The sequence below is a fragment of the Methylobacterium sp. J-026 genome (assembly GCF_022829585.1).
Lineage (GTDB): Bacteria > Pseudomonadota > Alphaproteobacteria > Rhizobiales > Beijerinckiaceae > Methylobacterium.
Genome location: NZ_JAKSYC010000045.1, coordinates 1 through 20,024, shown reverse-complemented (window position 1 = coordinate 20,024; position 20,024 = coordinate 1). Strand labels below are relative to the sequence as shown.

At 71.8% G+C, this 20,024-nt stretch carries 20 protein-coding genes; 6 read left to right on the top strand and 14 right to left on the bottom strand.

Annotated features, from left to right (window positions below; all coding sequences use genetic code 11):
• Positions 1 to 70: 70 nt before the first annotated feature.
• Entirely contained in the window at positions 71 to 1,957 is a 1,887-nt protein-coding gene (gene mnmG, locus MKK69_RS02720) for a tRNA uridine-5-carboxymethylaminomethyl(34) synthesis enzyme MnmG (RefSeq protein WP_243965238.1), read from the bottom strand.
• 373 nt (positions 1,958 to 2,330) lie between these two features.
• Here mnmG and MKK69_RS02715 point away from each other — a divergent pair, with 373 nt between their 5' ends.
• A complete protein-coding gene (locus tag MKK69_RS02715) occupies positions 2,331 to 2,480 on the top strand; it encodes a hypothetical protein (RefSeq protein ID WP_243965237.1) in 150 nt (49 codons plus the stop codon).
• Positions 2,481 to 2,495: 15 nt separating this feature from the next.
• Here the strand turns inward: MKK69_RS02715 and MKK69_RS02710 are convergent, their stop codons facing one another.
• Positions 2,496 to 2,717, bottom strand: coding sequence for a heavy-metal-associated domain-containing protein (locus MKK69_RS02710; RefSeq protein ID WP_243965235.1), 222 nt, complete (start codon positions 2,715 to 2,717; stop codon positions 2,496 to 2,498).
• 64 nt (positions 2,718 to 2,781) lie between these two features.
• Entirely contained in the window at positions 2,782 to 3,654 is an 873-nt protein-coding gene (locus MKK69_RS02705; protein ID WP_243965233.1) for a MipA/OmpV family protein, read from the bottom strand.
• 285 nt (positions 3,655 to 3,939) lie between these two features.
• On the opposite strand from MKK69_RS02705, the gene MKK69_RS02700 reads away from it, so the two are divergent.
• Positions 3,940 to 5,355 (top strand): EAL domain-containing protein, encoded by a 1,416-nt coding sequence (locus MKK69_RS02700; protein WP_243965232.1) that lies wholly within the window; start codon positions 3,940 to 3,942, stop codon positions 5,353 to 5,355.
• 24 nt (positions 5,356 to 5,379) lie between these two features.
• Here MKK69_RS02700 and MKK69_RS02695 read toward each other — a convergent pair whose 3' ends face one another.
• The 5 genes from MKK69_RS02695 to bla all read right to left on the bottom strand — a co-directional run bounded on the left by MKK69_RS02695 (position 5,380) and on the right by bla (position 9,896).
• Complete coding sequence (locus MKK69_RS02695) at positions 5,380 to 6,663, bottom strand: OprO/OprP family phosphate-selective porin (RefSeq protein WP_243965231.1); 1,284 nt, start codon at positions 6,661 to 6,663, stop codon at positions 5,380 to 5,382.
• 253 nt (positions 6,664 to 6,916) lie between these two features.
• Positions 6,917 to 7,765, bottom strand: a complete 849-nt coding sequence (gene panC / locus MKK69_RS02690) for a pantoate--beta-alanine ligase (protein ID WP_313900819.1) — start codon at positions 7,763 to 7,765, stop codon at positions 6,917 to 6,919.
• An 81-nt stretch (positions 7,766 to 7,846) separates the two neighbouring features.
• Positions 7,847 to 8,215 carry a hypothetical protein gene (locus MKK69_RS02685; protein ID WP_243965230.1) on the bottom strand — a complete coding sequence of 123 codons (369 nt, stop codon included), beginning with the start codon at positions 8,213 to 8,215 and terminating at the stop codon, positions 7,847 to 7,849.
• Positions 8,216 to 8,507: 292 nt separating this feature from the next.
• Positions 8,508 to 8,996, bottom strand: a complete 489-nt coding sequence (locus MKK69_RS02680; RefSeq protein ID WP_243965228.1) for a YbaK/EbsC family protein — start codon at positions 8,994 to 8,996, stop codon at positions 8,508 to 8,510.
• A gap of 21 nt (positions 8,997 to 9,017) precedes the next feature.
• Positions 9,018 to 9,896, bottom strand: a complete 879-nt coding sequence (bla, locus tag MKK69_RS02675) for a class A beta-lactamase (RefSeq protein WP_243965227.1) — start codon at positions 9,894 to 9,896, stop codon at positions 9,018 to 9,020.
• A 141-nt stretch (positions 9,897 to 10,037) separates the two neighbouring features.
• Here bla and mnmE point away from each other — a divergent pair, with 141 nt between their 5' ends.
• Positions 10,038 to 11,357 (top strand): tRNA uridine-5-carboxymethylaminomethyl(34) synthesis GTPase MnmE, encoded by a 1,320-nt coding sequence (gene mnmE / locus MKK69_RS02670; RefSeq protein WP_243965226.1) that lies wholly within the window; start codon positions 10,038 to 10,040, stop codon positions 11,355 to 11,357.
• A 164-nt stretch (positions 11,358 to 11,521) separates the two neighbouring features.
• Here the strand turns inward: mnmE and MKK69_RS02665 are convergent, their stop codons facing one another.
• Positions 11,522 to 12,001, bottom strand: coding sequence for a hypothetical protein (locus MKK69_RS02665; protein ID WP_243965225.1), 480 nt, complete (start codon positions 11,999 to 12,001; stop codon positions 11,522 to 11,524).
• 149 nt (positions 12,002 to 12,150) lie between these two features.
• Complete coding sequence (locus MKK69_RS02660; protein WP_243965224.1) at positions 12,151 to 13,773, bottom strand: ABC-F family ATP-binding cassette domain-containing protein; 1,623 nt, start codon at positions 13,771 to 13,773, stop codon at positions 12,151 to 12,153.
• 200 nt (positions 13,774 to 13,973) lie between these two features.
• On the opposite strand from MKK69_RS02660, the gene MKK69_RS02655 reads away from it, so the two are divergent.
• A complete protein-coding gene (locus tag MKK69_RS02655) occupies positions 13,974 to 14,234 on the top strand; it encodes a hypothetical protein (protein ID WP_243965223.1) in 261 nt (86 codons plus the stop codon).
• A gap of 38 nt (positions 14,235 to 14,272) precedes the next feature.
• Here MKK69_RS02655 and MKK69_RS02650 read toward each other — a convergent pair whose 3' ends face one another.
• The 4 genes from MKK69_RS02650 to MKK69_RS02635 form a co-directional block, all read right to left on the bottom strand.
• Positions 14,273 to 14,671, bottom strand: coding sequence for a type II toxin-antitoxin system VapC family toxin (locus MKK69_RS02650; protein WP_243965221.1), 399 nt, complete (start codon positions 14,669 to 14,671; stop codon positions 14,273 to 14,275).
• The gene (locus tag MKK69_RS02645; RefSeq protein WP_243965220.1) at positions 14,668 to 14,934 is read right to left on the bottom strand and encodes an AbrB/MazE/SpoVT family DNA-binding domain-containing protein; all 267 of its coding nucleotides are present in this window, start codon (positions 14,932 to 14,934) and stop codon (positions 14,668 to 14,670) included. Before MKK69_RS02645 ends, MKK69_RS02650 begins: the two co-directional genes overlap by 4 nt.
• Positions 14,935 to 15,138: 204 nt before the next feature.
• Positions 15,139 to 16,050 carry a neutral zinc metallopeptidase gene (locus MKK69_RS02640; RefSeq protein WP_243965266.1) on the bottom strand — a complete coding sequence of 304 codons (912 nt, stop codon included), beginning with the start codon at positions 16,048 to 16,050 and terminating at the stop codon, positions 15,139 to 15,141.
• Positions 16,051 to 16,178: 128 nt separating this feature from the next.
• Positions 16,179 to 17,048 (bottom strand): uracil-DNA glycosylase family protein, encoded by an 870-nt coding sequence (locus tag MKK69_RS02635; RefSeq protein ID WP_243965219.1) that lies wholly within the window; start codon positions 17,046 to 17,048, stop codon positions 16,179 to 16,181.
• Between the two features lie 394 nt (positions 17,049 to 17,442).
• Here MKK69_RS02635 and MKK69_RS02630 point away from each other — a divergent pair, with 394 nt between their 5' ends.
• Positions 17,443 to 19,116 (top strand): electron transfer flavoprotein-ubiquinone oxidoreductase, encoded by a 1,674-nt coding sequence (locus tag MKK69_RS02630; RefSeq protein ID WP_243965218.1) that lies wholly within the window; start codon positions 17,443 to 17,445, stop codon positions 19,114 to 19,116.
• Positions 19,117 to 19,218: 102 nt separating this feature from the next.
• Positions 19,219 to 19,875, top strand: a complete 657-nt coding sequence (locus MKK69_RS02625) for a hypothetical protein (RefSeq protein ID WP_243965217.1) — start codon at positions 19,219 to 19,221, stop codon at positions 19,873 to 19,875.
• Positions 19,876 to 20,024: the final 149 nt, after the last annotated feature.

Below are 20,024 nucleotides of genomic sequence, written 5' to 3'. Positions count from 1 at the left end.
TGAGGTAGAGGGTGGGATGACGCGGACCTAGTTCCGGGGTCGGCGGGTATCCCCGCCCTGCTCAACCGCATCACCGGCCCACCGTGGCAACGCGCTCGCCCCGCCTTGCATGCGCAGCCAGCAGCGTCAGCGCGGCAGGCGTCACGCCCTCGATCCGCGCCGCCTGCCCCAGGGTGCCGGGACGCACGGTCTCCAGCTTCGTGCGCATCTCGTTCGACAGGCCGCTGATCGCCGCGTAGTCCAGGCCCGCCGGCAGGCGCACGGCCTCGTCCCGGCGGAAGGCCGCGATGTCGGCGTTCTGCCGGTCGAGATAGACCGCGTAGGTCGCGTCGGTCTTGAGCCGGTCGGCGATGCGCGGCGCCACGGATGCGAGATCCGGCCAGATCGCCGCGAGGTCCCGCCATTCGATCTCCGGATAGGCGAGCAGCTGGAACGCCGTCCGGCGGATGCCGTCGCGGTTCAGGCTGATCCCGTGCCCGGCCGCCTGGCTCGGCGTCAGGGTCAGGGCGTCCAGCCGGGCGCGGGCCCCGGCGAGCGCCCCGTGGGACGCGGCGAAATGGGCCGCGCGGGCCGAGCCGACACAGCCCAGATCAATCCCGCGCGGGGTCAGCCGGGCATCGGCGTTGTCGACCCGCAGGGACAGCCGGTACTCCGAGCGCGAGGTGAACATCCGGTAGGGCTCGCTGACCCCGTGGGTCACGAGGTCGTCGATCATGACGCCGAGATAGGATTCGGCCCGGTCGAAGGTCGCGACGTCGAGGCCGCCGGCGTGGCGCGCGGCGTTCAGGCCCGCCACCAGCCCCTGCCCCGCCGCCTCCTCGTAGCCGGTGGTGCCGTTGATCTGCCCGGCCAGGAACAGGCCGGGCCGGCGCTTCACCTGGAGGCCCGTGTCGAGTTCCCGGGGGTCGACGTAATCGTACTCGATGGCGTAGCCCGGCCGCAGGATCTCGACCCGTTCCAGGCCCGGGATCAGCCGGACGAGGTCGTGCTGCACCGCCTCGGGCAAGGCGGTGGAGATGCCGTTCGGGTAGATGGTGGGATCCTCGAGTCCTTCCGGTTCCAAGAAGATCTGGTGGCCCTCCCGGTCGCCGAAACGCACCACCTTGTCCTCGATCGACGGGCAGTAGCGCGGCCCCCGGCTGGCGATGCCGCCGGAATACATCGGCGAGCGGTGCAGGTTGGCGCGGATCAGGTCGTGGACCGCCCGGGTGGTCCGGGTGATGCCGCAGCGGATCTGCGGATTGGTGATCGCCTCGGTGAGCGTCGAGAACGGCACCGGCTCGGCATCGGCCTCCTGCATCTCCAGCCCGGCCCAGTCGATGGTCCGGCCGTCGAGGCGCGGCGGCGTCCCGGTCTTCAGGCGCCCGAGGCGCAGGTCGAGGCGGTCGAGGGTCCGGGCCAGCCCGAGGGCGGGCGCCTCGCCGACCCGGCCGGCCGGGATCTGGCGCTCGCCGATATGGATCAGGCCGCGCAGGAAGGTGCCGGTGGTCAGCACCACCGCGCCGCAGGCGAGGCTGCGCCCATCCGCCAGGACGAGGCCCCGGATGTGTCCCTCCGCATCCAGGGCGAGATCCTCGCAGGCGCCCGCCACCACGGTCAGGCCCGCGGTCCCGGTGACGGCCGCCTGCATGGCGGCGGCGTAGAGCTTCCGGTCCGCCTGGGTCCGGGGTCCGCGCACGGCCGGGCCCTTCCGGCGGTTGAGCAGGCGGAACTGGATGCCGGCGGCGTCCGCGACCCGGCCCATCAGCCCGTCCAGGGCATCGACCTCGCGCACCAGGTGGCCCTTGCCGAGCCCCCCGATGGCGGGGTTGCACGACATCGCCCCGATCGTCGCCGGATCGTGCGTGACCAGCACGGTGCGGGCGCCGCAGCGCGCCGCGGCGGCGGCGGCCTCGACGCCGGCATGGCCGCCACCGACGACCGCGACGTCGAACCGGTCGGGGGAGGGAATGGGCATCGGGTGACGAACAGCCTCGGGCAGGGGGTGCCGCGCCGAGCCGGCGGGCGGGGTAGGGCAGGGTGCGGGCCGGTCTAGCGCATCGCCCCGGAAACCGGAACCGGGCCGATGCGCGGGCGCCACGGCATCCCCGGGCGCCCCGCCTCGCCGGCGAAGACAGTCTTTTCCGCGATCGAGACCTGCGGCCGGGTCATGCGCCGCCGCTATACTGTCCTCGGGCGGGTGAGGACTTGCGGGACCGCGCTTGCCAGCCGGTTCGCCCCGTGCAAATCTTGCGCTGTCCCCGATTCCTGCGCGGACGCCGGTGTTCGGCAGGCACCCGGGAGACCTCGCTTCGCGGCGTCGCAGGGCAGCGCGCGATGGGGAGACCACGATGTCGTCGCTCGCCATCGGCCTGGGCGCCACCTGTTGCGCGGCCGGCGCCGCCGCCCATTTCCTCGACACCACCCGGCGCCAGGAGGGCCTGTTCGGCCTCGCGGGTTTCGGCCTGCTGCTGACCGGGATGTACCTGACCCGCGCCTAGGGCCGGGCGCCCGTATCAGCCGGTCATGGCCGTGGCCGTGTAGCCCGCCCTGGTCAGGGCCTCGGCGACGACGAGCGCCTGCGCGTCCGTGCGGATCGCCACGCGCCCCGCATCCCGATCCACCTGAATCTCGGCCCCGGGATCGAGGCGCTTCACCGTGCGGGTCACCGCGGCGGCACAGCCGTCGCAGGTCATGCCCTCGACCCGCATCAGCAGATCGGCGCGCGTCGTATCCATTCGAGCCTCCGTGAACCGTGTGGCCGGAATGTCGGGGCCCGGTGCGACCCGCGCAAGTCGCGGCTCAGAACAGGGCCGGCATCCGGAACGCGTAGTCGATCCGCAGGCCGAACTGATACTGGTTCGGATCGCCGAACGGCCGGCGCACCAGCGGGCTGTTGCCGGAGGCGCCGAGGATCCGGTTGTAGCCGGCATAGGCCGTGTAGGCCCAGGTCTCGCTCTGCGTGTAGGTCACGGCGCCGAGCACGCCCGCCGAATAGAAGCTGCGCGGGTCGTAGGCGGTGACACGCCCGTTCAGCGTCGCCTCGACCGGGGAGACGCCGAAATACTTCCGGGCGTAGCTGCCGTCGCCGATGTTGAACCGCGGCCCCAGGGAGAACAGGAACTTCTCCGTCGGGATCAGGTAATCGGCCGCCAGGGAGCTCACCGTGCCGTGATGCCCGTAGACGCCCTGCCGGACCTCCACGCGGGTGCGGATGAAGGAGACCGGGTAGAACTCCACGAACACCCCGGGCTCGACCGCGAAGCGCGCGTCGCGGAAGCCGAACAGGTGGCGCCGGTCGTCGCTGTAGTAGCGCCCCGGCACGAAGCGCGCGGTCGGTCCGATCCGGAACATCTCGTTGTCGTAGAGGGCCAGGCTGAAGCCGTCATCCGGCGTCGAGAAGCGGCGCGGCTCGCCGACCTTGCGGATGTCGATCGAGGGATAGCCCACCGCCGTGTAGTCGCTGGCCCCGGGATAGCGCGGGATCGCCTGGATCGAGGCGCCCAGCGTGACGATCCAGGTGGTGGGATCGACCATCGCGAAGGTCGGGGTCTGGCGGGGAAGATCAGGGGTGAGATCCGCCGCCCGGGATGCGGTCGTGCCGCCGGCGGCGAGGAGCGCACCTGCGGCGAGAACGGCGCGGAGACGGAGATTACGCGGGGGTACGGGCGTCATGGCCCCGCTTTATGGCGCCTTTTGCTTGCCGGCGCATTTGCAAGACGCGCAACCCGCCCCGGACCAGCGCGCAAACGGGCGGGCCGTGACGATTCAGCAACGTTTCGGGCGGCGGCGGCGTCACACTCCGCGGAATTCACACGGGTCGGGCCGCCATCGCCTTTCCTCAGCCTTGCCGCGCCGGTCGCACCGGGCCAATGATCCGATGATTCGGATCGCGCCCGGCGGGGCTTCGCCCGGGACCTCCCCGGCGACCGGTGCGTGACCCCGGCAGGTGTTCAGACGATGGTCCCGGTCCTCGGCCGGTACGCGGGGCTGTTGACGGTCGCCCTCCTCGGGCTCGTCGTGTTCGGGCCGCTCGCCGTGTTCCTGCCGCTCTGGAGCGCCCTGACCCTCGGCGCCGTGGCGGCCGGGGTGTCCGGCCTCGCCCTCACGCGCATCGCCACCCTGAAGGCACGCTGCGAGAAGCTGTCGGGCGAGGTCGATCTCCTGTCCCGGCGCCTGCTCAAGGTCGAGACCACCGCCGTGCCCGCGCCGCCGCTTTCCGAGCCGGGCGAGACGGCGGCGCTCCGGGCCCAGTTCGAGGAGCTGAGCGTCGAGCTCGGCCTCCTCAGCGGTATCGTGCGCGACCTCACCGGGGTGGTGAGCACGCAGGATGCCGAGATCGCGGGCCTGAAAGCCCGGCCGGCGCCGGCCCCCCCGGCGGTACCGGTCGCAGCGCCGCCGGAGCCGGTTCCGCCGCGGGTGGCGGCGGCGCCCCCGCTCGTCCCCGGGCCGCCGGCGGCCGCGCCGATCCCGCCGCGCCCGATCCCCCCGGTCCCAAGTCAGCCCCGGCCGATCCCGCCCGCGCCGCCCAGATGGGACCCGGAGAGCGAGGCCGCGATCCTCCGGGCGTTCGAGGGGGAGGGGCTGGAGATCCACCTGCAGCCGGTCGTCAGCCTGCCCCAGCGCAAGGTCGTGGCCTACGAGGCGCTGGCCCGGTTGCGGATCGGTGACCCCGGCGCTCCGGCGGTGGAGCCCGAGGCGTTCCTGCCGGTGCTGGAGCGGTACGGCCGCACCACCGAACTCGACCGCCGCATGCTCCAGCGGGCCGCCCTCGTGGTCCGCCACCTCGCCCGCCGGGGCAGCGACACCATGCTCACCTACGGCCTCTCGCCGCTGTCGCTGTTCGAGCCCGGCCTGCTGCGCGAGCTGGCCCGCACGGCCGCGGACGATCCGGCGCTGGCCGGGCTGGTGATCGCCCTGCCCCAGGCGAGCTGGCGGAGCCTCGACGCCGGCCAGCGCGGCCTCCTGGCGCCGCTGCGCGGCCGGATCGGGTTCAGCCTCGACCGCCCGGACGATCTGCGCTTCGACCCAGCGGACTGCGCCGCCCTCGGCATCGGCCAGGTCAAGGTCCCGGTCGAGATGCTGCTGCGGCCGGACGCCGCCGGGGGCAGCCTCTCGGATATCGCCGTGGAGGACACGGCACCGGCCCTGGCGCGGGCCGGGATCCGCCTCGTCGCCACCGGCGTCTCGGACGAGGCGGACGTCCCCGACCTGATCGACCTCGACGTGCCCTTCGCCCAGGGCGGGGCCTTCGCGACGCCGCGCCCCGTGCGGGCCGAGGTCCTGGCCGCCCTGCCGCCCGACACGCCCGCGCCCCCCACCGAGCCGGCCCCCGAGCGGCGCCCGTTCCGCTCCGTCCTGCGCCGGGCCGTCTGACCGTCCGGGGCGGCCGGCCTCCGTTCACCAGTAGATCTGCAGGCGCCCCACGACGGTGTCGACCGAGAACGGCGCCGAGCCGAAGGCCGCGGCCTGGGACTCGCCCGGCCGGACCCGTCCGTGGACGTAGTTCGCGATGAGGCGGAGATTCGGCTCCGGGTACCAGCTCAGGCCGAGGGTCGCGTCCTGCTCGGTGCCGCCGCGGAAGCCCCGGGCGTTCAGGTCGATGGCACTGTAGCGGGCGGCCAGCTCGAACACGCCGGCGCCCCCCCGGGAGACGCGCTGCCCCTCCGCCACCTGCACCCCCTTGAAGGTCGCGTAGGTGGTGCCGCCCTGGGGCGTCAGCGCGTAGGCGCGGCCCTCCCCGTTCAGCACCCAGGCGGCCTCCACGTAGCCGCCCTGGAAGCCGAGGCCGGCGGCGGGCACGCCGGGCCCGCCGAACGGCTGGAGCTCGGTGCGGAGATATTCCGCCTGGAGCAGGAACGGGCCGGTCCGGTAGGCGAATTCGGCCCCGATCCGGGTGACGCTCGCCGCGTCGGGGAGATCGCCGGTATCGACCAGGGGGCGCGCGAACAGGGCCGTGCCCGCCGGGCTGGAGAAGCTGAACGGGCCGTCGTCCCGGGACCGGCGGCGATAGATCGCCGCGAGCCCCAGATGCAGGGTCTCGCGCTCCTCCAGGATCGGCGCCAGGGTGGCGCGGGCCGCCACCGCCACGCCGTCCCCCGCGATGCCGTTGCTGGCGGCGTTGCCGAACACCCCGGCCACGGCGGTCCAGGCCTGCCCGTGCCGCCCGATCGCGGCGCCGAACCGGCGCTCCGGCACGAGGGCGTTGGCCACCGAGCGCTCGACGAACAGGGAGTTGTTGTTGCTCTGCAGCCATTCCAGGCTGAACGGCACCTTCATGTTGCCGAGCGTCACGATCGTGTCCGGCACGCCCTTCCAGGCGACGAAGGCGTCGTTGATCGGCAGCATGGGATCGCTGAAATCGTACTGGAAGGCGATCACCCAGTCCCGGCCGATCGTCAGCGTCGGCTCGATCCAGGCGCGGCGCACCGCGACGGTGTCGGGAAACGCCCGGGACAGGTCGAGCCCGCCGGCCGAGGCCCCGCCGGCATCGATGTGGAGCCGCCCCCCGATCTGCAGGGTCACGTCGGGTTCGGGAAAGGTCAGGCTCAGACCCTTGGCGTCGTAGCGCAGGCGCTCCCCGTAGGGCCCGGCCATGCCCTCGAACCCGTCATCCCCGGCGCTGGCCGGGGCCGACAGGGCGAGGGAGGCGGCGAGGAGGGCCGGGGCACGGGTTCTGATCACCGGGGCAGCAGAGAGCAGGTTCGCGCCGAGACGCCAGCATCCTGGATCAGCCGAGCCCGAAAATCCCGGGGGCGTGATCCGGCCGCCACGGCTTTGGATCATGCGGGTTTCGGAAGGTCCGGGACCGTTCGCGGGGCAGGGCGCCCCCTGCGAGATCCTCGGGGCTCCGCCCCGGGACCCCGCCAAAGGGATGATCCCTTTGGAATCCACCCGATGGCGTCGCCTCGCGATCCTGCGCGGCAACGGGCGCGCTTCAGACCGGGAGATTGTCGATGAGCCGGGTCCGGCCCAGATAGGCGGCGGCGAGGACCCGGGCGGGGCCCTCGACCCGCTCGACCGGCGCCAGGGTCCGGGCATCGCAGACGGTGAGGTACTGAACCCGGAAGCCCGCCGCCTCCAGGGCGGCCCGCCCGGCGGCGATCCGTCCGGCGACGCCGGTGCCGTTGCGCGAGGCGAGGGCGATATCGGCCAGCACCGCGTGGAGTTTTGGCGCGGCGGCGCGCTCCTCCGGCGTCAGGTAGCGGTTGCGCGACGACAGGGCGAGGCCGTCGGGGTCGCGCAGGGTCGGAACGCCGCGGATCTCCACCGGGAGGTCGAGGTCGGCCACCGCCTGCTGGATCACCCGGAGCTGCTGGAAATCCTTCTCGCCGAACAGCGCGACGTCCGGCCGAACCTGGTTGAGCAGCTTGGTCACCACGGTGGCGACCCCAGCGAAGTGGCCGGGCCGGAACGGGCCGCACAGCCCCTCGGACAGCCCCGCCACCTCGATCCGCGTGGCGAAGCCCGGCGGGTACATGGTCTCGACATCGGGCGTCCAGGCGGCATCGGCCCCGGCCTCGGCCAGCAGGGCCAGGTCGGCCTCCAGATCCCGCGGGTACCGGGCGAAATCCTCGTTGGGTCCGAACTGGGTCGGATTCACGAAGATGCTCGCCACGACGCGCCGGCCGATCCGCCGGGCCTCCGCCAGCAGGGCGAGATGCCCGGCATGCAGGGCCCCCATGGTCGGGACCAGGACGACGCGCTCGCCCGCCGCGCGCCACCCGGCCACGCACCGGTGCAGGGCAGCGCGATCGCTGAAGCGCTGAGGGACCGAATCGGACACGGGACGGGCTCCGGAGGGGCGGGACCGTCCGTCTAGAACATGGGGCGGGGGAGGGGAATCCGGGTCTCGGGGGATGGCGGCTCAGGGACAATAGGGCAGCAGGGAACGCCCGTTGGGATCGTCCACCCCCAGGGGCGGCGTGAACCCGTAATAGCTCGGATGCGACAGGCCGTATTCGGAGCCGACATAGCTGGGATCGTCCGGCGCGTTGGTGGGCACGGGCACCCGCCTCGGCGTGCATCCCGCCGGCACCGGGCGGGTCCGGATGGCGTGGCCCGGGGGGCGGTCGACGCCGTCGCTGCGCGGGAAGAAGCGCAGGCGGGCACTGACTTCCGGTCCGTAGGGGCCGGGGACGGGGCCGCGTATGGCGAGGTCGGCGGCCGCGCCGGGGCCGGCGAGCAGCAGGGCGAACCCGAGCGCCATCGTCCCCCTGCGCCCGATCATCCGCATGCCGTTCCCATTTCCGTCGCAGGCCAGCACCGTGGCGAAGCAAGGTAAACGGGGGCTTACTTGGCGGCTTGAGCCACATCCGATCGCGTCCCCGGCGGAACGGCGCTGTGGGGCGGCCTTTTCGGATGATCCCATCCCATTCCCTCATCCTGAGGTGACCGCGTCAGCGGACCTCGAAGGAGAGCTCCAGGAATCGCGCGGCTGGCTGGAGGGCTCCTTCGAGGCGGCTCCCGCCGCACCTCAGGATGAGGGGGTTGGATGGGAAGTCCGTTCGACATGATGCTTTCGGCCCTCAGGTCAGCGGCACGACCAGCGCCTTCAGCACGGCGACGAGATCCCCCTCGGTCAGGCGGATCTGCAGGCCGCGTCCGCCGCCGTTGACGTGGATCTCGGCCCCCGGATCGCCGAGGGAGCCGGCGTCGATCGCGGTTGGAACGGGGCGCTTCTGGCCCAGCGGGCTGATGCCGCCGACATGGTAGCCGGTCAGCCGCTCGGCGTCGGCGGGCTTGAGCATCGCGGCGGCCTTGCCCGAGAAGGCGGCCGCGACCCGCGTCATCGAGACCTCCCGGTCGGAGGCGACCAGCAGGCAGACCGGGCGCCCGTCGACCGCCGCCATCAGGGTCTTCAGCACGCGGCCGGGCGGCACGCCCAGCGCCTCCGCGGCCTGGAGGCCGATGCGCGGGGCATCGGGATCGTAATCGTAGGCGTGAAGGCTGTAGCGCAGGCCGGCCTGGTCGAGGGCCTGGGTCGCCCGGGTGGTCTTCGGGGCTGATTTGGCCATGGCGTCGTCGGGGAATCGGCCTCAGGCGGTGACCCGCGCGGCGATGAGGCGGCCGATCTCGGCATGGGCCGCTTCGATCGCCGCCGCGGGCATCGGGGAGCCGGTGATGTACACGGCCGCGATCACCGGCGCACGCCCCGGCGGCCGCAGGATCGCCACGTCGTTGACTGTGCCGTTGACGCCGGTTCCGGTCTTGTCGCCGACGGTCCAGTCCTGGGGCAGGCCCGCCCGGAGCCGCTTCAACCCGGTCTGGCCCCCGACCATCCAGCCCTCCAGCCGTTCGCGCGAGGCCGGTGTCAGGACCGAGCCGAGCAGGATCCGGCCGAGGGTCGCGTGCATCGCCTCAGGGGTTGCGGTGTCGCGCGGGTCGCCGGGGCGGGCGCTGTTCAGGGCCGGTTCGTTGCGATCGAGCCGGGTGGTGGGATCGCCGATGCGCCGCAGCCATGCGGTCAGGCCCTCGGGCCCGCCGAGGCGCGCGAGCAGCAGGTTAGCCGCCGTGTTGTCGCTCCATTCGACCGCTGCGGCGCAGAGATCGTTCACGGAGAGCTGCCCGGTGCCGCGGCTCGCCTCCAGGGCCTTCCGGGTCACCGGGGCGTAGCTCAAGAGGTCGCCTGCGCCGTACGACACCATCGCGCCGTGGGTCTCGGGGCCGGCCTCGACCCGCGCCAGCACCGCCGCGACGGCCAGAACCTTGAAGGTGCTGCACATCGGGAAGCGCTCTTCCGCCCGGTGGCGCAGCACGATCCGATCCGCCGATCCGGCCGCGACGCCGATCCGGCCGCCGACGCGGTGCTCAATTGTCCCGATCTCCGGTTCGGCCCCGGCCAGCGCGCTCCGCCTCGGCAGGATCAACGGGGCGGCGAGCAGGCTGCGGCAGAGCGTGCGGCGCGTCGGGTGCATCCTGGCCTCCATCGGCTTTCGACGGTTCCGCGTCCAACGGGATCGGCCCGGCCTCGGGATGGGGTATAGGGGGCCGGCCTGTTTCACGTGAAACACCCGCCCGCGACCTGAAAAAGGCAGAGCTTGCGCGACGCTGCAGCCATGACCGAAACCCTGTTCGCCCCCGCCACCGGCTTCGGCCGGGCGGCCGTCGCGGTGATCCGCATCAGCGGACCAGCCGCGCGGGATGTCGTGACGACCCTGTGCGGCGCCCTGCCGTCCCCCCGCCGGCTGTCCCTGCGGACGCTCCGGGATCCGGTCGACGGGACCGAGCTCGACCGGGCGCTGGTGGCGTGGTTCCCCGGGCCGGACACCTATAGCGGCGAGGACATGGCCGAGCTGCACCTGCATGGCGGCGTGGCGGTCCGGATGGGCGTGCTCGCCGCCCTCGCCCGGATGCCGGGGTGCCGGGCGGCCGGTCCGGGCGCCTTCACCCGCCGGGCGGTGCTCAACGGCCGGATGGACCTGGCCGAGGCCGAGGCGGTGGCGGACCTGATCGACGCCGAGACCGAGGGCCAGCGCCGCCAGGCCCTGCGCCAGCTCGACGGCACTTTGAGCCGCCAGGTCGCGGCGTGGCGGGCCGAGGCGATCGACTGCCTCGCCGCCGCCGAGGCCGCCCTCGACTTCGCCGATGAGGGCGATGTCGACGAGGCCGGGCTCGACGCGGCCCTGTTCGACCGGGCGGCGGCCCTGCGCCGGGACATCGCCACGGCACTTCACGACGGCCGCCGGGGCGAGCGCCTGCGCGAGGGGTTCGTCGTGGTCCTGGCCGGCGCGCCCAATGCCGGCAAGTCGACCCTGCTGAACGCCCTCAGCCGGCGCGACGTCGCCATCGTGTCGGACGTGCCCGGCACCACCCGGGACGCCCTCGAGGTGCGGCTCGATCTCGGCGGCCTGCCGGTCCTCCTGGTGGATACCGCGGGCCTGCGCGCCACCGCCGAACCGGTCGAGGCCGAGGGTATCCTGCGCAGCCGTGCGCGGATCGCGGCGGCGGATCTCGTCCTGGCCCTGGTGCCCCCGGACGGGACCGGGCCGGATCTCGGCGAGTCCGGGATCCGGACCCTGACCGTGCTCACGAAGGCCGATCTGTTTGCCGGCTCTTTATCGAGAGTCCCCCCCGGCGCGCTGGCGGTCTCCGCCCGGACCGGGGCCGGCCTAGACGCGCTCGTCGACGCGATCCAGGGCGCGGCGGAAGCCGGCCTCGGCGCCGGCGATGCCCTGATCACCCGGTCGCGCCACCGGGCCGCGCTGGAGGCCTGCCTGGCCCATCTCGACCGGCTGCTCGCGGGGGTCGGGGCCCTGCCGGAACTCGCCGCGGAGGATCTCCGGCTGGCCGTCCGGTCCTTGGGCGAAGTCGGCGGCCATGTCGGCGTCGAGGACGTGCTCGACAGGCTGTTCGCCGGGTTCTGCATCGGAAAATAGTTTCGTTAGCCGGCGCATTGATGCGACGACGACGGGCATCGGCGACACGGGTGAGGCAGGCTTCCGTGGCGCAGAGGGCACCGTCACGCGCGATCCTGCACACCCCCACCCCTGCTCCCCCGGGGGGGGGAAGACGCCCTCGACCGAGCGCCGCGAACCCCGCCCTAGGTCGGGATCCGCAAGACCCGCGGCCGCCAGATCCCCAGCACGACGTTGGCGGCGGAGACGGCGAGCAGGACCCAGAGCGTCCCGCGCTCCCCGGGCAGCGAGACCGCCAGCACGGCGGGATCGACCAGGCCGGCGAGCGCCCGGGCGCTCTGCTCGGCCTCCCGCCGCATCGGCCCCTGCACGTAGACCAGCCCGCCCTCGAACATCAGCACGCCGGTGGCGAGCTTGATCCAGGCCCAGCCGGCGCCCACGAAGGCGCGGTTCAGCGCCATGGCCAGCAGGCCGGACATCAGGCACAGGGCGAGGGACGGCAGGAACACCCAGGTAGCGACGGCCCCCATGGCGCCCCGCACGGCTGCGTAGCCGGGCAGGGCCGCCGGTGCCGGGGCGACGCTGAGCATGGCCACCAGGGCCGCCATCGCCCCCAGCACGCCCGCCGCGCCCATCGTGTGGAGGAATTTCAGCAGGCGTCGCACGACGTCTCACGCAGGGCCGTTTCGGTGCAGCCTAGCGCGGGCCCATGCCCGGCGATAGCGGCATGCCCGCCGCAGGGCGTCCGGTCGAGGGACGCCGCGCGCGCCCTGCGCAGCGACAGCGATGCGGATCCAGGCGGGACCGGGAATCCTCAGCTGCGCAGGCCCGGCGCCTCCTGGCCGGTGCGGGCCACGTACTCGGTGTAGCCGCCGCCATATTGGTGGATGCCCTCCGGGGTCACCTCCAGCACCCGGTTCGACAGGGCCGCCAGGAAATGCCGATCGTGGGAGACGAACAGCATCGTGCCCTCGTAGGCGCCCAGCGCCGCGATCAGCATCTCCTTGGTGCCCATGTCCAGGTGGTTGGTCGGCTCGTCGAGCACCAGGAAATTCGGCGGGTCGTAGAGCATCAGGGCCATGACCAGCCGGGCCTTCTCGCCGCCCGAGAGCACCCGGCAGCGCTTCTCGACGTCGTCGCCCGAGAAGCCGAAGCAGCCGGCCAGCGCCCGCAGCGAGCCCTGGCCCGCCTGCGGGAACGCCTCCTCCAGGGTCTGGAACACCGTGCGGTCGCCGTCCAGCAGGTCCATGGCGTGCTGGGCGAAGTAGCCGAGCTTGACGCTGCCGCCGACCGTGACCGAGCCGTCATCCGGCGCGGTGGTGCCGGTGACGAGCTTCAGGAGCGTCGACTTGCCGGCGCCGTTGATGCCCATCACGCACCAGCGCTCCCGGCGGCGCACCGAGAAGTCGAGGCCTTCGTAGATCGTGCGGCTGCCGTAGCGCTTGTGCACGCCCTTCAGCATCACGACGTCGTCGCCGGAGCGCGGCGCCGGCTGGAACTCGAAGGCCACGGATTGCCGCCGCCGGGGCGGCTCGACGCGCTCGATCTTGTCGAGCTTCTTCACCCGGCTCTGGACCTGGGCGGCGTGGGAGGCCCGGGCCTTGAACCGCTCAATGAAGGCGATCTCCTTGGCGAGCATCGCCTGCTGGCGATCGAACTGCGCCTGGGCTTGCGCCTCGTTGAGCTTCCGCTGGCCCTCGTAGAAGGCGTAGTCGCCCGAGAAGGTGGTGAGCGCGCCGCCGTCGATCTCGATCACCTTGGTGACGATCCGGTTCATGAACTCGCGGTCGTGCGAGGTCATCAGCAGGGCGCCGTCATAGGCCTTCAGGAACGATTCGAGCCAGATCAGGCTCTCGAGATCCAGGTGGTTGGACGGCTCGTCGAGCAGCATCACGTCCGGACGCATCAGCAGGATGCGGGCCAGCGCGACCCGCATCTTCCAGCCCCCCGAGAGGGCGCCGACATCGCCCTCCATCATCGCCTGGCTGAAGCTCAAGCCGTCGAGCACCTCCCGGGCCCGGCCCTCCAGGGCGTAGCCGTCGAGCTCCTCGAACCGGGCCTGGACCTCGCCGTAGCGCTCGATCAGCGCCTCCATCTCGTCGGCCCGGTCCGGGTCGGCCAGCGCCGCGCCGAGCTCGGCGAGTTCCGCCGCCACCGCGCTCACCGGCCCGGCACCGTCCATCACCTCGGTGACGACGCTGCGGCCGGCCATCTCGCCGACATCCTGGCTGAAATACCCGATGGTGATGCCCCGGTCGGCGGAGACCTGGCCCTCGTCGGGCTGCTCCTGGCCGATGATCATCCGGAACAGGGTGGTCTTGCCGGCCCCGTTGGGACCCACGAGCCCGATCTTCTCGCCCCGCTGCAGGGCGGCCGAGGCCTCGATGAAGACGAGCTGCCGCCCGTTCTGCTTGGTGATCTTGTCCAGGCGTATCATGAAGGCCGTATCCGGGGGAGGTCGCTCCGGGCCGCTTACGGCATGGACCGAGACGGCGCAAAGACGGAGCCGGGGTCGGACGGCCGGGAGCCAAGCGCGGGCAGAGCCGTTGCCCTGCGCGACGCCTTCGGTTGGGCATCATCGGTTTCTAAAAGCCGGCCCCCGCCTGTCGGGCCGAGATCCTCGAGACGAGAAACGCAATGCTGTTCGGTTGGTGGAAGACGAGCCTCGACATGGCCATGCTGGGCTTCGAGGCCCAGGGGGTGATCGTCCAGCGCATGGCGATGTTCGCGGTGGGCGGCCCGGCCGCGCAGATCGAGGCGCAGCGCATGGTGACGGAGAAGATCATGGCGGCGAGCGAGGCGGCCCTGATGGTCGCCTCGGGCGCCTCGAACGGCAAGGTGATCCGCAACTACCGCCGGAAGGTCCAGGCCAACGCCAAGCGGCTGAGCAGGGGCTGATTTCTCCCAGGTCGGAGGTTCTCCGACCGGCTCCGCACTCAGGAAAGAAGCCGCGCCGCTTCTCCTTGCCGAGACAGCAGCGCTACAGCCGCCCGGTCGAACGAGACAACGGTCTCGCCGCCGAGACAGCGGCCTTCATGAGCGATGACACTGTCGGCGAAGTCGCCGCCGGCCTCGAGCAACCCGAGCCCGGCTTTTACGGCGGACCGGTTCATGGTGACGTTCCCGGTCTCGAGCAACGCGCGCAGCGCGGATGCCACATCCGCGGTCGCGAGCTTGGCCCCGCGCCGGTGGATCCAGACCAGCTCGCACAGGCACGGCAACGGGATCGCGATCGTGGTCGCATCCGTGAGAAGCTTCCGCGCCGTGCGGCCCTGCTCAGGATCGTCCATCAGAATCGCCCGGGCCAACACGTTGGTATCGACGGCGATGTTCATGCGTCGTCCGGCGCGCCGGACCAGCCCGCTTCAGCAATGGCGTTCATCGCCTCGATCGTCAGCGGCTTATCCAGCGTCACTTTTCCATCGAGGGCATGGAGGAACTTGTCGATCGTGCCGGACGGCCGGGCCGCCCGCACGCGCAACTCACCACCGGGCAGTTTCTCGAAGTCGATTCGCTCCCCGGGCTTGATGCCGAGGTGTCGTAGCAGGTCACGTTTCAGGGTGACCTGTCCGTTCGCCGTCACGGCGAGGGACGCCATCGCGCACTCCATGAGTCGGACTGGATCGAACGGGAATGCGAAATGACATGCGCGTCAAGCCGGCAGCCCTGTCGCCAGGATGCCGGAGGGGGGCCAGAAGGTCCCGGCTAAGCCCTTCGCTGGAGCCGCAGGTGAAAGATGACGCTGGACGGGGAGCTTTCGCCGTCCTCGCTTCGCTACGCTCGCGGAAGCCCTGAGCCAGCCTCAGTTGTCCGCCGTCCGGAACGTGTCGCAGGCCTTGGTCTGGCCGCTCTTGTAGCCGGCCGAGAACCAGCGCTGGCGCTGGGCCGAGGAGCCGTGGGTGAAGGAATCCGGCACCACGTAACCCTGGGACCGCTTCTGCAGCGCGTCGTCGCCGATCTGGGCGGCGGCGTTCAGGGCCTCGTCGATGTCGCCCTGGTCGAGTTCGGCGTATTTGTCGTTGGAGTTCTTGGCCCAGACGCCGGCGAGGCAATCGGCCATCAATTCGATCCGCACCGACAGGGCGTTCGCCTCGGTCTTGCTCGAGGCCTGCTGCTGGCGGGCCTGGACCTTGCCGAGGATGCCGAGCACGTCCTGGACGTGGTGGCCGACCTCGTGGGCGATCACATAGGCATAGGCGAAATCGCCCTTCACGCCGAACTTCGAGGCCATCTCCTTGAAGAAGCCGGTGTCGAGATAGACCTTCTTGTCGAGCGGGCAATAGAACGGGCCCATCGCGGCCTGGGCCGAGCCGCAGCCCGAGCGGGTGCCGCCGGTGTAGAGCACGAGCGTCGTCGGGGTGTATTGCTTGCCGGTCTGCTGCGGCAGGATCTGGCTCCAGACGTCCTCGGTGTTGCCCAGGATCTTGGAGGCAAACTTGCCGCTCTCGTCGGTGGGCGCCTGGCGGCGCCGGGCCTGGCTCTGCGGATCCGCCGGCTGCTCCTGCTGGCCGCCGCCACCGCCGATCCGCTCGGCGCCGCCGATCAGGATCGCCGGGTTGATGCCCGTGAAGTAGCTGACGATCAGCAGCACCACGATGGTGCCGATGCCGAGGCCTCCGGCGCCGCCGCCGGGAAAGCCCATGCCGCCCCCGCCGCCGCCCTCGCCCCGGCGATCCTCGACATTGTCGGAGCTGCGTAGATCTTCCCAGCGCATGGTCGGGCCCGCCATCGGTGCTGCGCCGGCCGTCACGGGCCGGCGAGAATCTGCTGTGCGTCGCTCTGTCCCGCCGGCGGGACCGAAGCTCTAATGGCGGGAGGGGAGAGCCGGTTCCGCGTCCGCGGTCAAGCTTTCCCGTCGAGCAGGGCGCGCAGGGCGCGGAAATCCCGCCAGGCCAGGCGCTTCTGCACCGGCTGGCGCAGCAGGAAGGCCGGGTGGAGGGTGGCGAGGAGCTTCACCTCGCGGGTCGGCAGCGTGTACGGGAACAGCCGCCCGCGGGTCCGCAGGATGCCGTCCTTGGTGCCGGTGAGCGTCTGGGTCGCGGGCGCGCCGAGGCAGACGATGATGTCCGGGTCGACCAGCTCGATCTGGCGCTCCACGAAGGGCCGGCACACCGCGACCTCCTGGGGGGTCGGGTTGCGGTTGCCCGGGGGCCGCCAGGGCACGATGTTGCCGATATAGGCGCTCGACCGGTCGAGCCCGACCGCCTTCATCATCTTGTCGAGGAGTTGGCCCGAGCGGCCCATGAACGGCTTGCCGATCCGGTCCTCGTCGGCCCCCGGCGCCTCCCCGAGAAACATCACCCGGGCCTCCGGATTGCCGTCGGCGAAGACCAGGTTCTTGGCGGTGAAGCGCAGCGGGCAGGCGTCGAACTCCGCCAGGATCTTTTCGAGCTCGTCGAGGCTCCGGGCCCCGCGCGCCCGGGCCCGGGCATCGCTCGCCGCCTCGTCGGGCTGGGCGCTGGCGGCCCGGCCGAAGGTCCGCGGCGCCACGGCGGGGGGCGGCGAACCGGGGGGCGGCACCAGCGGCCTGGGCTGGTCGTCCGGCCGGGGTGCGGGCGCCGGGCGCGCCACCCTGCGCAGGGTCGGCGCCGGCGCGTCGGCCTCGCCGAAGCGGTCATGCGGCCGCTCGTCCAGAACCGCGTCGGCCCCGGCCTCCACGTGGAAATCGAGATAGGCGATCAGGTCGGCTTGCGCGTCGGTGGGACTCGGCATGGTGACAATCATGTGGAATTGCCGGGGCCTGTGGACAACTCGCCGAATCGCTCCGGGTGGCAAGGACTTGCGTGACCGAATAGCGCGGAGCCGGCGACCCCGGATACGGATCCTCCCATCCACCCCCTCATCCTGAGGTGCCGGAGCGCAGCGGAGGCCTCGAAGGAGACCTCCAGCCAGCCGCGCGATCCCTGGAGGCCTCCTTCGAGGCGGCTTCGCCGCACCTCAGGATGAGGGGGTGGATGGGAGCACCCTGTACCCCCTCCGGTGCGGCAAAGGGAACTTTGCCTTGCGCGTGAGCGTCGGCGACTTGCCTTTCCAGCTTGGAATCGCTTGAGACGGCAGCATGAGGGTCGCCGCGGCGGCCCTGACAAAAGAACAAGGAGAGGCGCGGATGGCGCTGCCCGAACGCGAGAGCATGGATTTCGACGTGGTCGTGGTCGGCGCCGGCCCGGCCGGCCTCGCCACCGCGATCCGCCTGAAGCAGCGCGCCGCCGAGATCGGCGAGGAGATCGCCGTCGTCGTGGTGGAAAAGGGCTCGGAGGTCGGCGCCCACATCCTGTCGGGCGCGGTGATCGACCCGAGCGGCCTCGACCGGCTGCTGCCGGATTGGCGCGCGGATCCGGAGCGGCCGCTCAAGACCGAGGTCCGACGCGACGAGTTCATGATGCTCACCAAGAACAGCGGCATCACCCTGCCGAACGTGTTCTTCCCGCGTCTCATGTCGAACCACGGCAATTTCGTCGGCTCGCTCTCGAACGTGTGCAAATACCTGGGCGCCCAGGCCGAGGCGCTGGGCGTCGAGATCTATCCGGGCTTCCCGGCCTCCGAGGTGCTATTCGACGATAACGGTGCGGTGGCGGGCATCGCCACGGGGGATCTCGGCATCGGCCGGTCGGGGGAGCCGCGGGAGGACTACACCCGCGGCATGGAGCTGCGGGCCAAGTATACGGTGTTCGGCGAGGGCGCGCGCGGCAACCTGACCAAGGGGCTGATCCAGCGGTTCTCGCTCAACCGGCACAGCGACCACTTCAAGTACGGGCTCGGCGTGAAGGAGCTCTGGCAATTGCCGGATTCGACCTTCGAGCCGGGGCTGGTGCGCCACACCATGGGCTGGCCCCTGCCCAACAAGGCCGGGGGCGGCTCCTGGCTCTACCATTTCGACGACAACCTGCTCTCGGTCGGCTTCGTCACCCACCTGAACTACGAGAACCCGACCCTGTCGCCGTTCGAGGAGTTCCAGCGCTTCAAGACCCATCCGCTGATCGCCGAGACCTTCGCGGGGGCCAAGCGGATCGGCTACGGGGCGCGGGCCATCATGGAGGGCGGCTGGCAATCGGTGCCCAAGCTGGTCTTCCCGGGCGGCTGCCTGGTCGGTTGCGCGGCGGGGTTCGTGAACGTGCCGCGGATCAAGGGCTCGCACAACGCGGTGCTGTCCGGGATGCAGGCGGCCGACGCCATCGCGGACGCCCTGAAGGCGGGCCGGGCCGGGGACGAGCTCACCGCCTACGAGGTTGGCTGGCGCGACAGCCCGATCGGGCAGGACCTGAAGGCGGTGCGCAACGTCAAGCCGCTCTGGTCCAGATACGGCACCCTGGTGGGCGTCGGCCTCGGCGGGATCGACATGTGGGCGACGAGCCTGCTCGGCGCCTCGCCGTTCGGGACGCTCGGCCACGGCAAGCCCGACCATGCCTGCCTCAAGCCGCTCTCCGAGGTGACGCCGATCACCTACCCGAAACCCGACGGCAAGCTGACCTTCGACCGGCTCTCCTCGGTCTACCTGTCGAACACCAACCATGAGGAGGACCAGCCGCCCCACTTGAAGGTCCGGGACCTGGAACTCCAGAAGCACTCCGAGCACGACGTCTACGGCGGCCCCTCGTCCCGCTACTGCCCGGCCGGCGTCTACGAATGGGTGGCGGACGCGGCCGCCTCGGACGGGGTGCGCTACCAGATCAACGCGCAGAACTGCGTCCACTGCAAGACCTGCGATATCAAGGACCCGAACCAGAACATCGACTGGGTGACGCCGGAGGGGCCGGGCGGGCCGAATTATCCGAACATGTGAGGGGGATCGTCTCGATCGATCTGGACAATCCGCCCAATCCGCACGAGATTGTGCGGATTGGGGGCTGCCGCCCTGACACGGGACTCCGCGACCGGCTGGGACATGCTCGACATCCGGTCCGACGACCTGCTGGCCATGCTTCAGAGGCGCAATCCGGCGGCGGAGCCGGCCACGTTGGAGCACGCGGCGGGTGTCATGGCTGCCGTCGGCCGGGCGGTTGAGCAGGGCGATGCCGTCCGGGCCATGCACGCCCTGCTGGACCATCTGGAGGCCGAAGGTCCGCGTCCGGGATCGGCCGGCGCCGCGCCGCCACGCGCGATCATCCTGAACCCGCGTAGCCCTGTCGAAGTGAGCCACGGCGCGGCGACGGGCGGGACCATCGATCGCCAGCACGGCTTGAAGCGGCTGGCGGCCTCTGTCCGTCCCCTGACGCTGGAAGACTGGGCCGGCCCCCTCGCGGGCGCGGGCGAACTCGCCGCCCGCCTCGGGATCGCGCGATCCACCCTCCAGGATTGGCGGCGCAGCGGCGCGGTCGTGGGCCTCCTGACGGGGACGCGCAAACACCTGTTCCCCCTCGCCCAGTTCGTCGACGGTCGGCCGGTCGCCGGGCTCGCCGCGGTGCTGGCGATCATCGGCGAGCCGCGCACCGCCTGGCTCTGGCTGGTCGAGCCGTATGCGCGCGGCGGATCGCCGCTCGACGACCTGAAACGGGGACGGGTCGCGTCCGTCATCGACGCGGCCCGCGATGACTTCGCGTGAGCTGCGTCTGGACTTGGCGGTCCTCGCCAGCCTGGCGATCGCCTTTCAGCCGGTCGGCTACCACCGCGTGACGCCCCTGGCCTACCGCTCGACGCCCCTGGGCATGGGGTTCGGCCGGTCGCGCTTCTCCAGTCCCGACGACGGTTTCG

What these genes read in the sequence shown, in the direction of transcription:
- mnmG (WP_243965238.1), bottom strand. Translation starts at nt 1,957, where the DNA reads ATGCCCATTCCCTCCCCCGACCGGTTCGACGTCGCGGTCGTCGGTGGC.
- MKK69_RS02715 (WP_243965237.1), top strand. Translation starts at nt 2,331, where the DNA reads ATGTCGTCGCTCGCCATCGGCCTGGGCGCCACCTGTTGCGCGGCCGGC.
- MKK69_RS02710 (WP_243965235.1), bottom strand. Translation starts at nt 2,717, where the DNA reads ATGGATACGACGCGCGCCGATCTGCTGATGCGGGTCGAGGGCATGACC.
- MKK69_RS02705 (WP_243965233.1), bottom strand. Translation starts at nt 3,654, where the DNA reads ATGACGCCCGTACCCCCGCGTAATCTCCGTCTCCGCGCCGTTCTCGCC.
- MKK69_RS02700 (WP_243965232.1), top strand. Translation starts at nt 3,940, where the DNA reads ATGGTCCCGGTCCTCGGCCGGTACGCGGGGCTGTTGACGGTCGCCCTC.
- MKK69_RS02685 (WP_243965230.1), bottom strand. Translation starts at nt 8,215, where the DNA reads ATGCGGATGATCGGGCGCAGGGGGACGATGGCGCTCGGGTTCGCCCTG.
- MKK69_RS02680 (WP_243965228.1), bottom strand. Translation starts at nt 8,996, where the DNA reads ATGGCCAAATCAGCCCCGAAGACCACCCGGGCGACCCAGGCCCTCGAC.
- bla (WP_243965227.1), bottom strand. Translation starts at nt 9,896, where the DNA reads ATGCACCCGACGCGCCGCACGCTCTGCCGCAGCCTGCTCGCCGCCCCG.
- mnmE (WP_243965226.1), top strand. Translation starts at nt 10,038, where the DNA reads ATGACCGAAACCCTGTTCGCCCCCGCCACCGGCTTCGGCCGGGCGGCC.
- MKK69_RS02660 (WP_243965224.1), bottom strand. Translation starts at nt 13,773, where the DNA reads ATGATACGCCTGGACAAGATCACCAAGCAGAACGGGCGGCAGCTCGTC.
- MKK69_RS02655 (WP_243965223.1), top strand. Translation starts at nt 13,974, where the DNA reads ATGCTGTTCGGTTGGTGGAAGACGAGCCTCGACATGGCCATGCTGGGC.
- MKK69_RS02650 (WP_243965221.1), bottom strand. Translation starts at nt 14,671, where the DNA reads ATGAACATCGCCGTCGATACCAACGTGTTGGCCCGGGCGATTCTGATG.
- MKK69_RS02645 (WP_243965220.1), bottom strand. Translation starts at nt 14,934, where the DNA reads ATGGCGTCCCTCGCCGTGACGGCGAACGGACAGGTCACCCTGAAACGT.
- MKK69_RS02640 (WP_243965266.1), bottom strand. Translation starts at nt 16,050, where the DNA reads ATGCGCTGGGAAGATCTACGCAGCTCCGACAATGTCGAGGATCGCCGG.
- MKK69_RS02635 (WP_243965219.1), bottom strand. Translation starts at nt 17,048, where the DNA reads ATGCCGAGTCCCACCGACGCGCAAGCCGACCTGATCGCCTATCTCGAT.
- MKK69_RS02630 (WP_243965218.1), top strand. Translation starts at nt 17,443, where the DNA reads ATGGCGCTGCCCGAACGCGAGAGCATGGATTTCGACGTGGTCGTGGTC.
- MKK69_RS02625 (WP_243965217.1), top strand. Translation starts at nt 19,219, where the DNA reads ATGCTCGACATCCGGTCCGACGACCTGCTGGCCATGCTTCAGAGGCGC.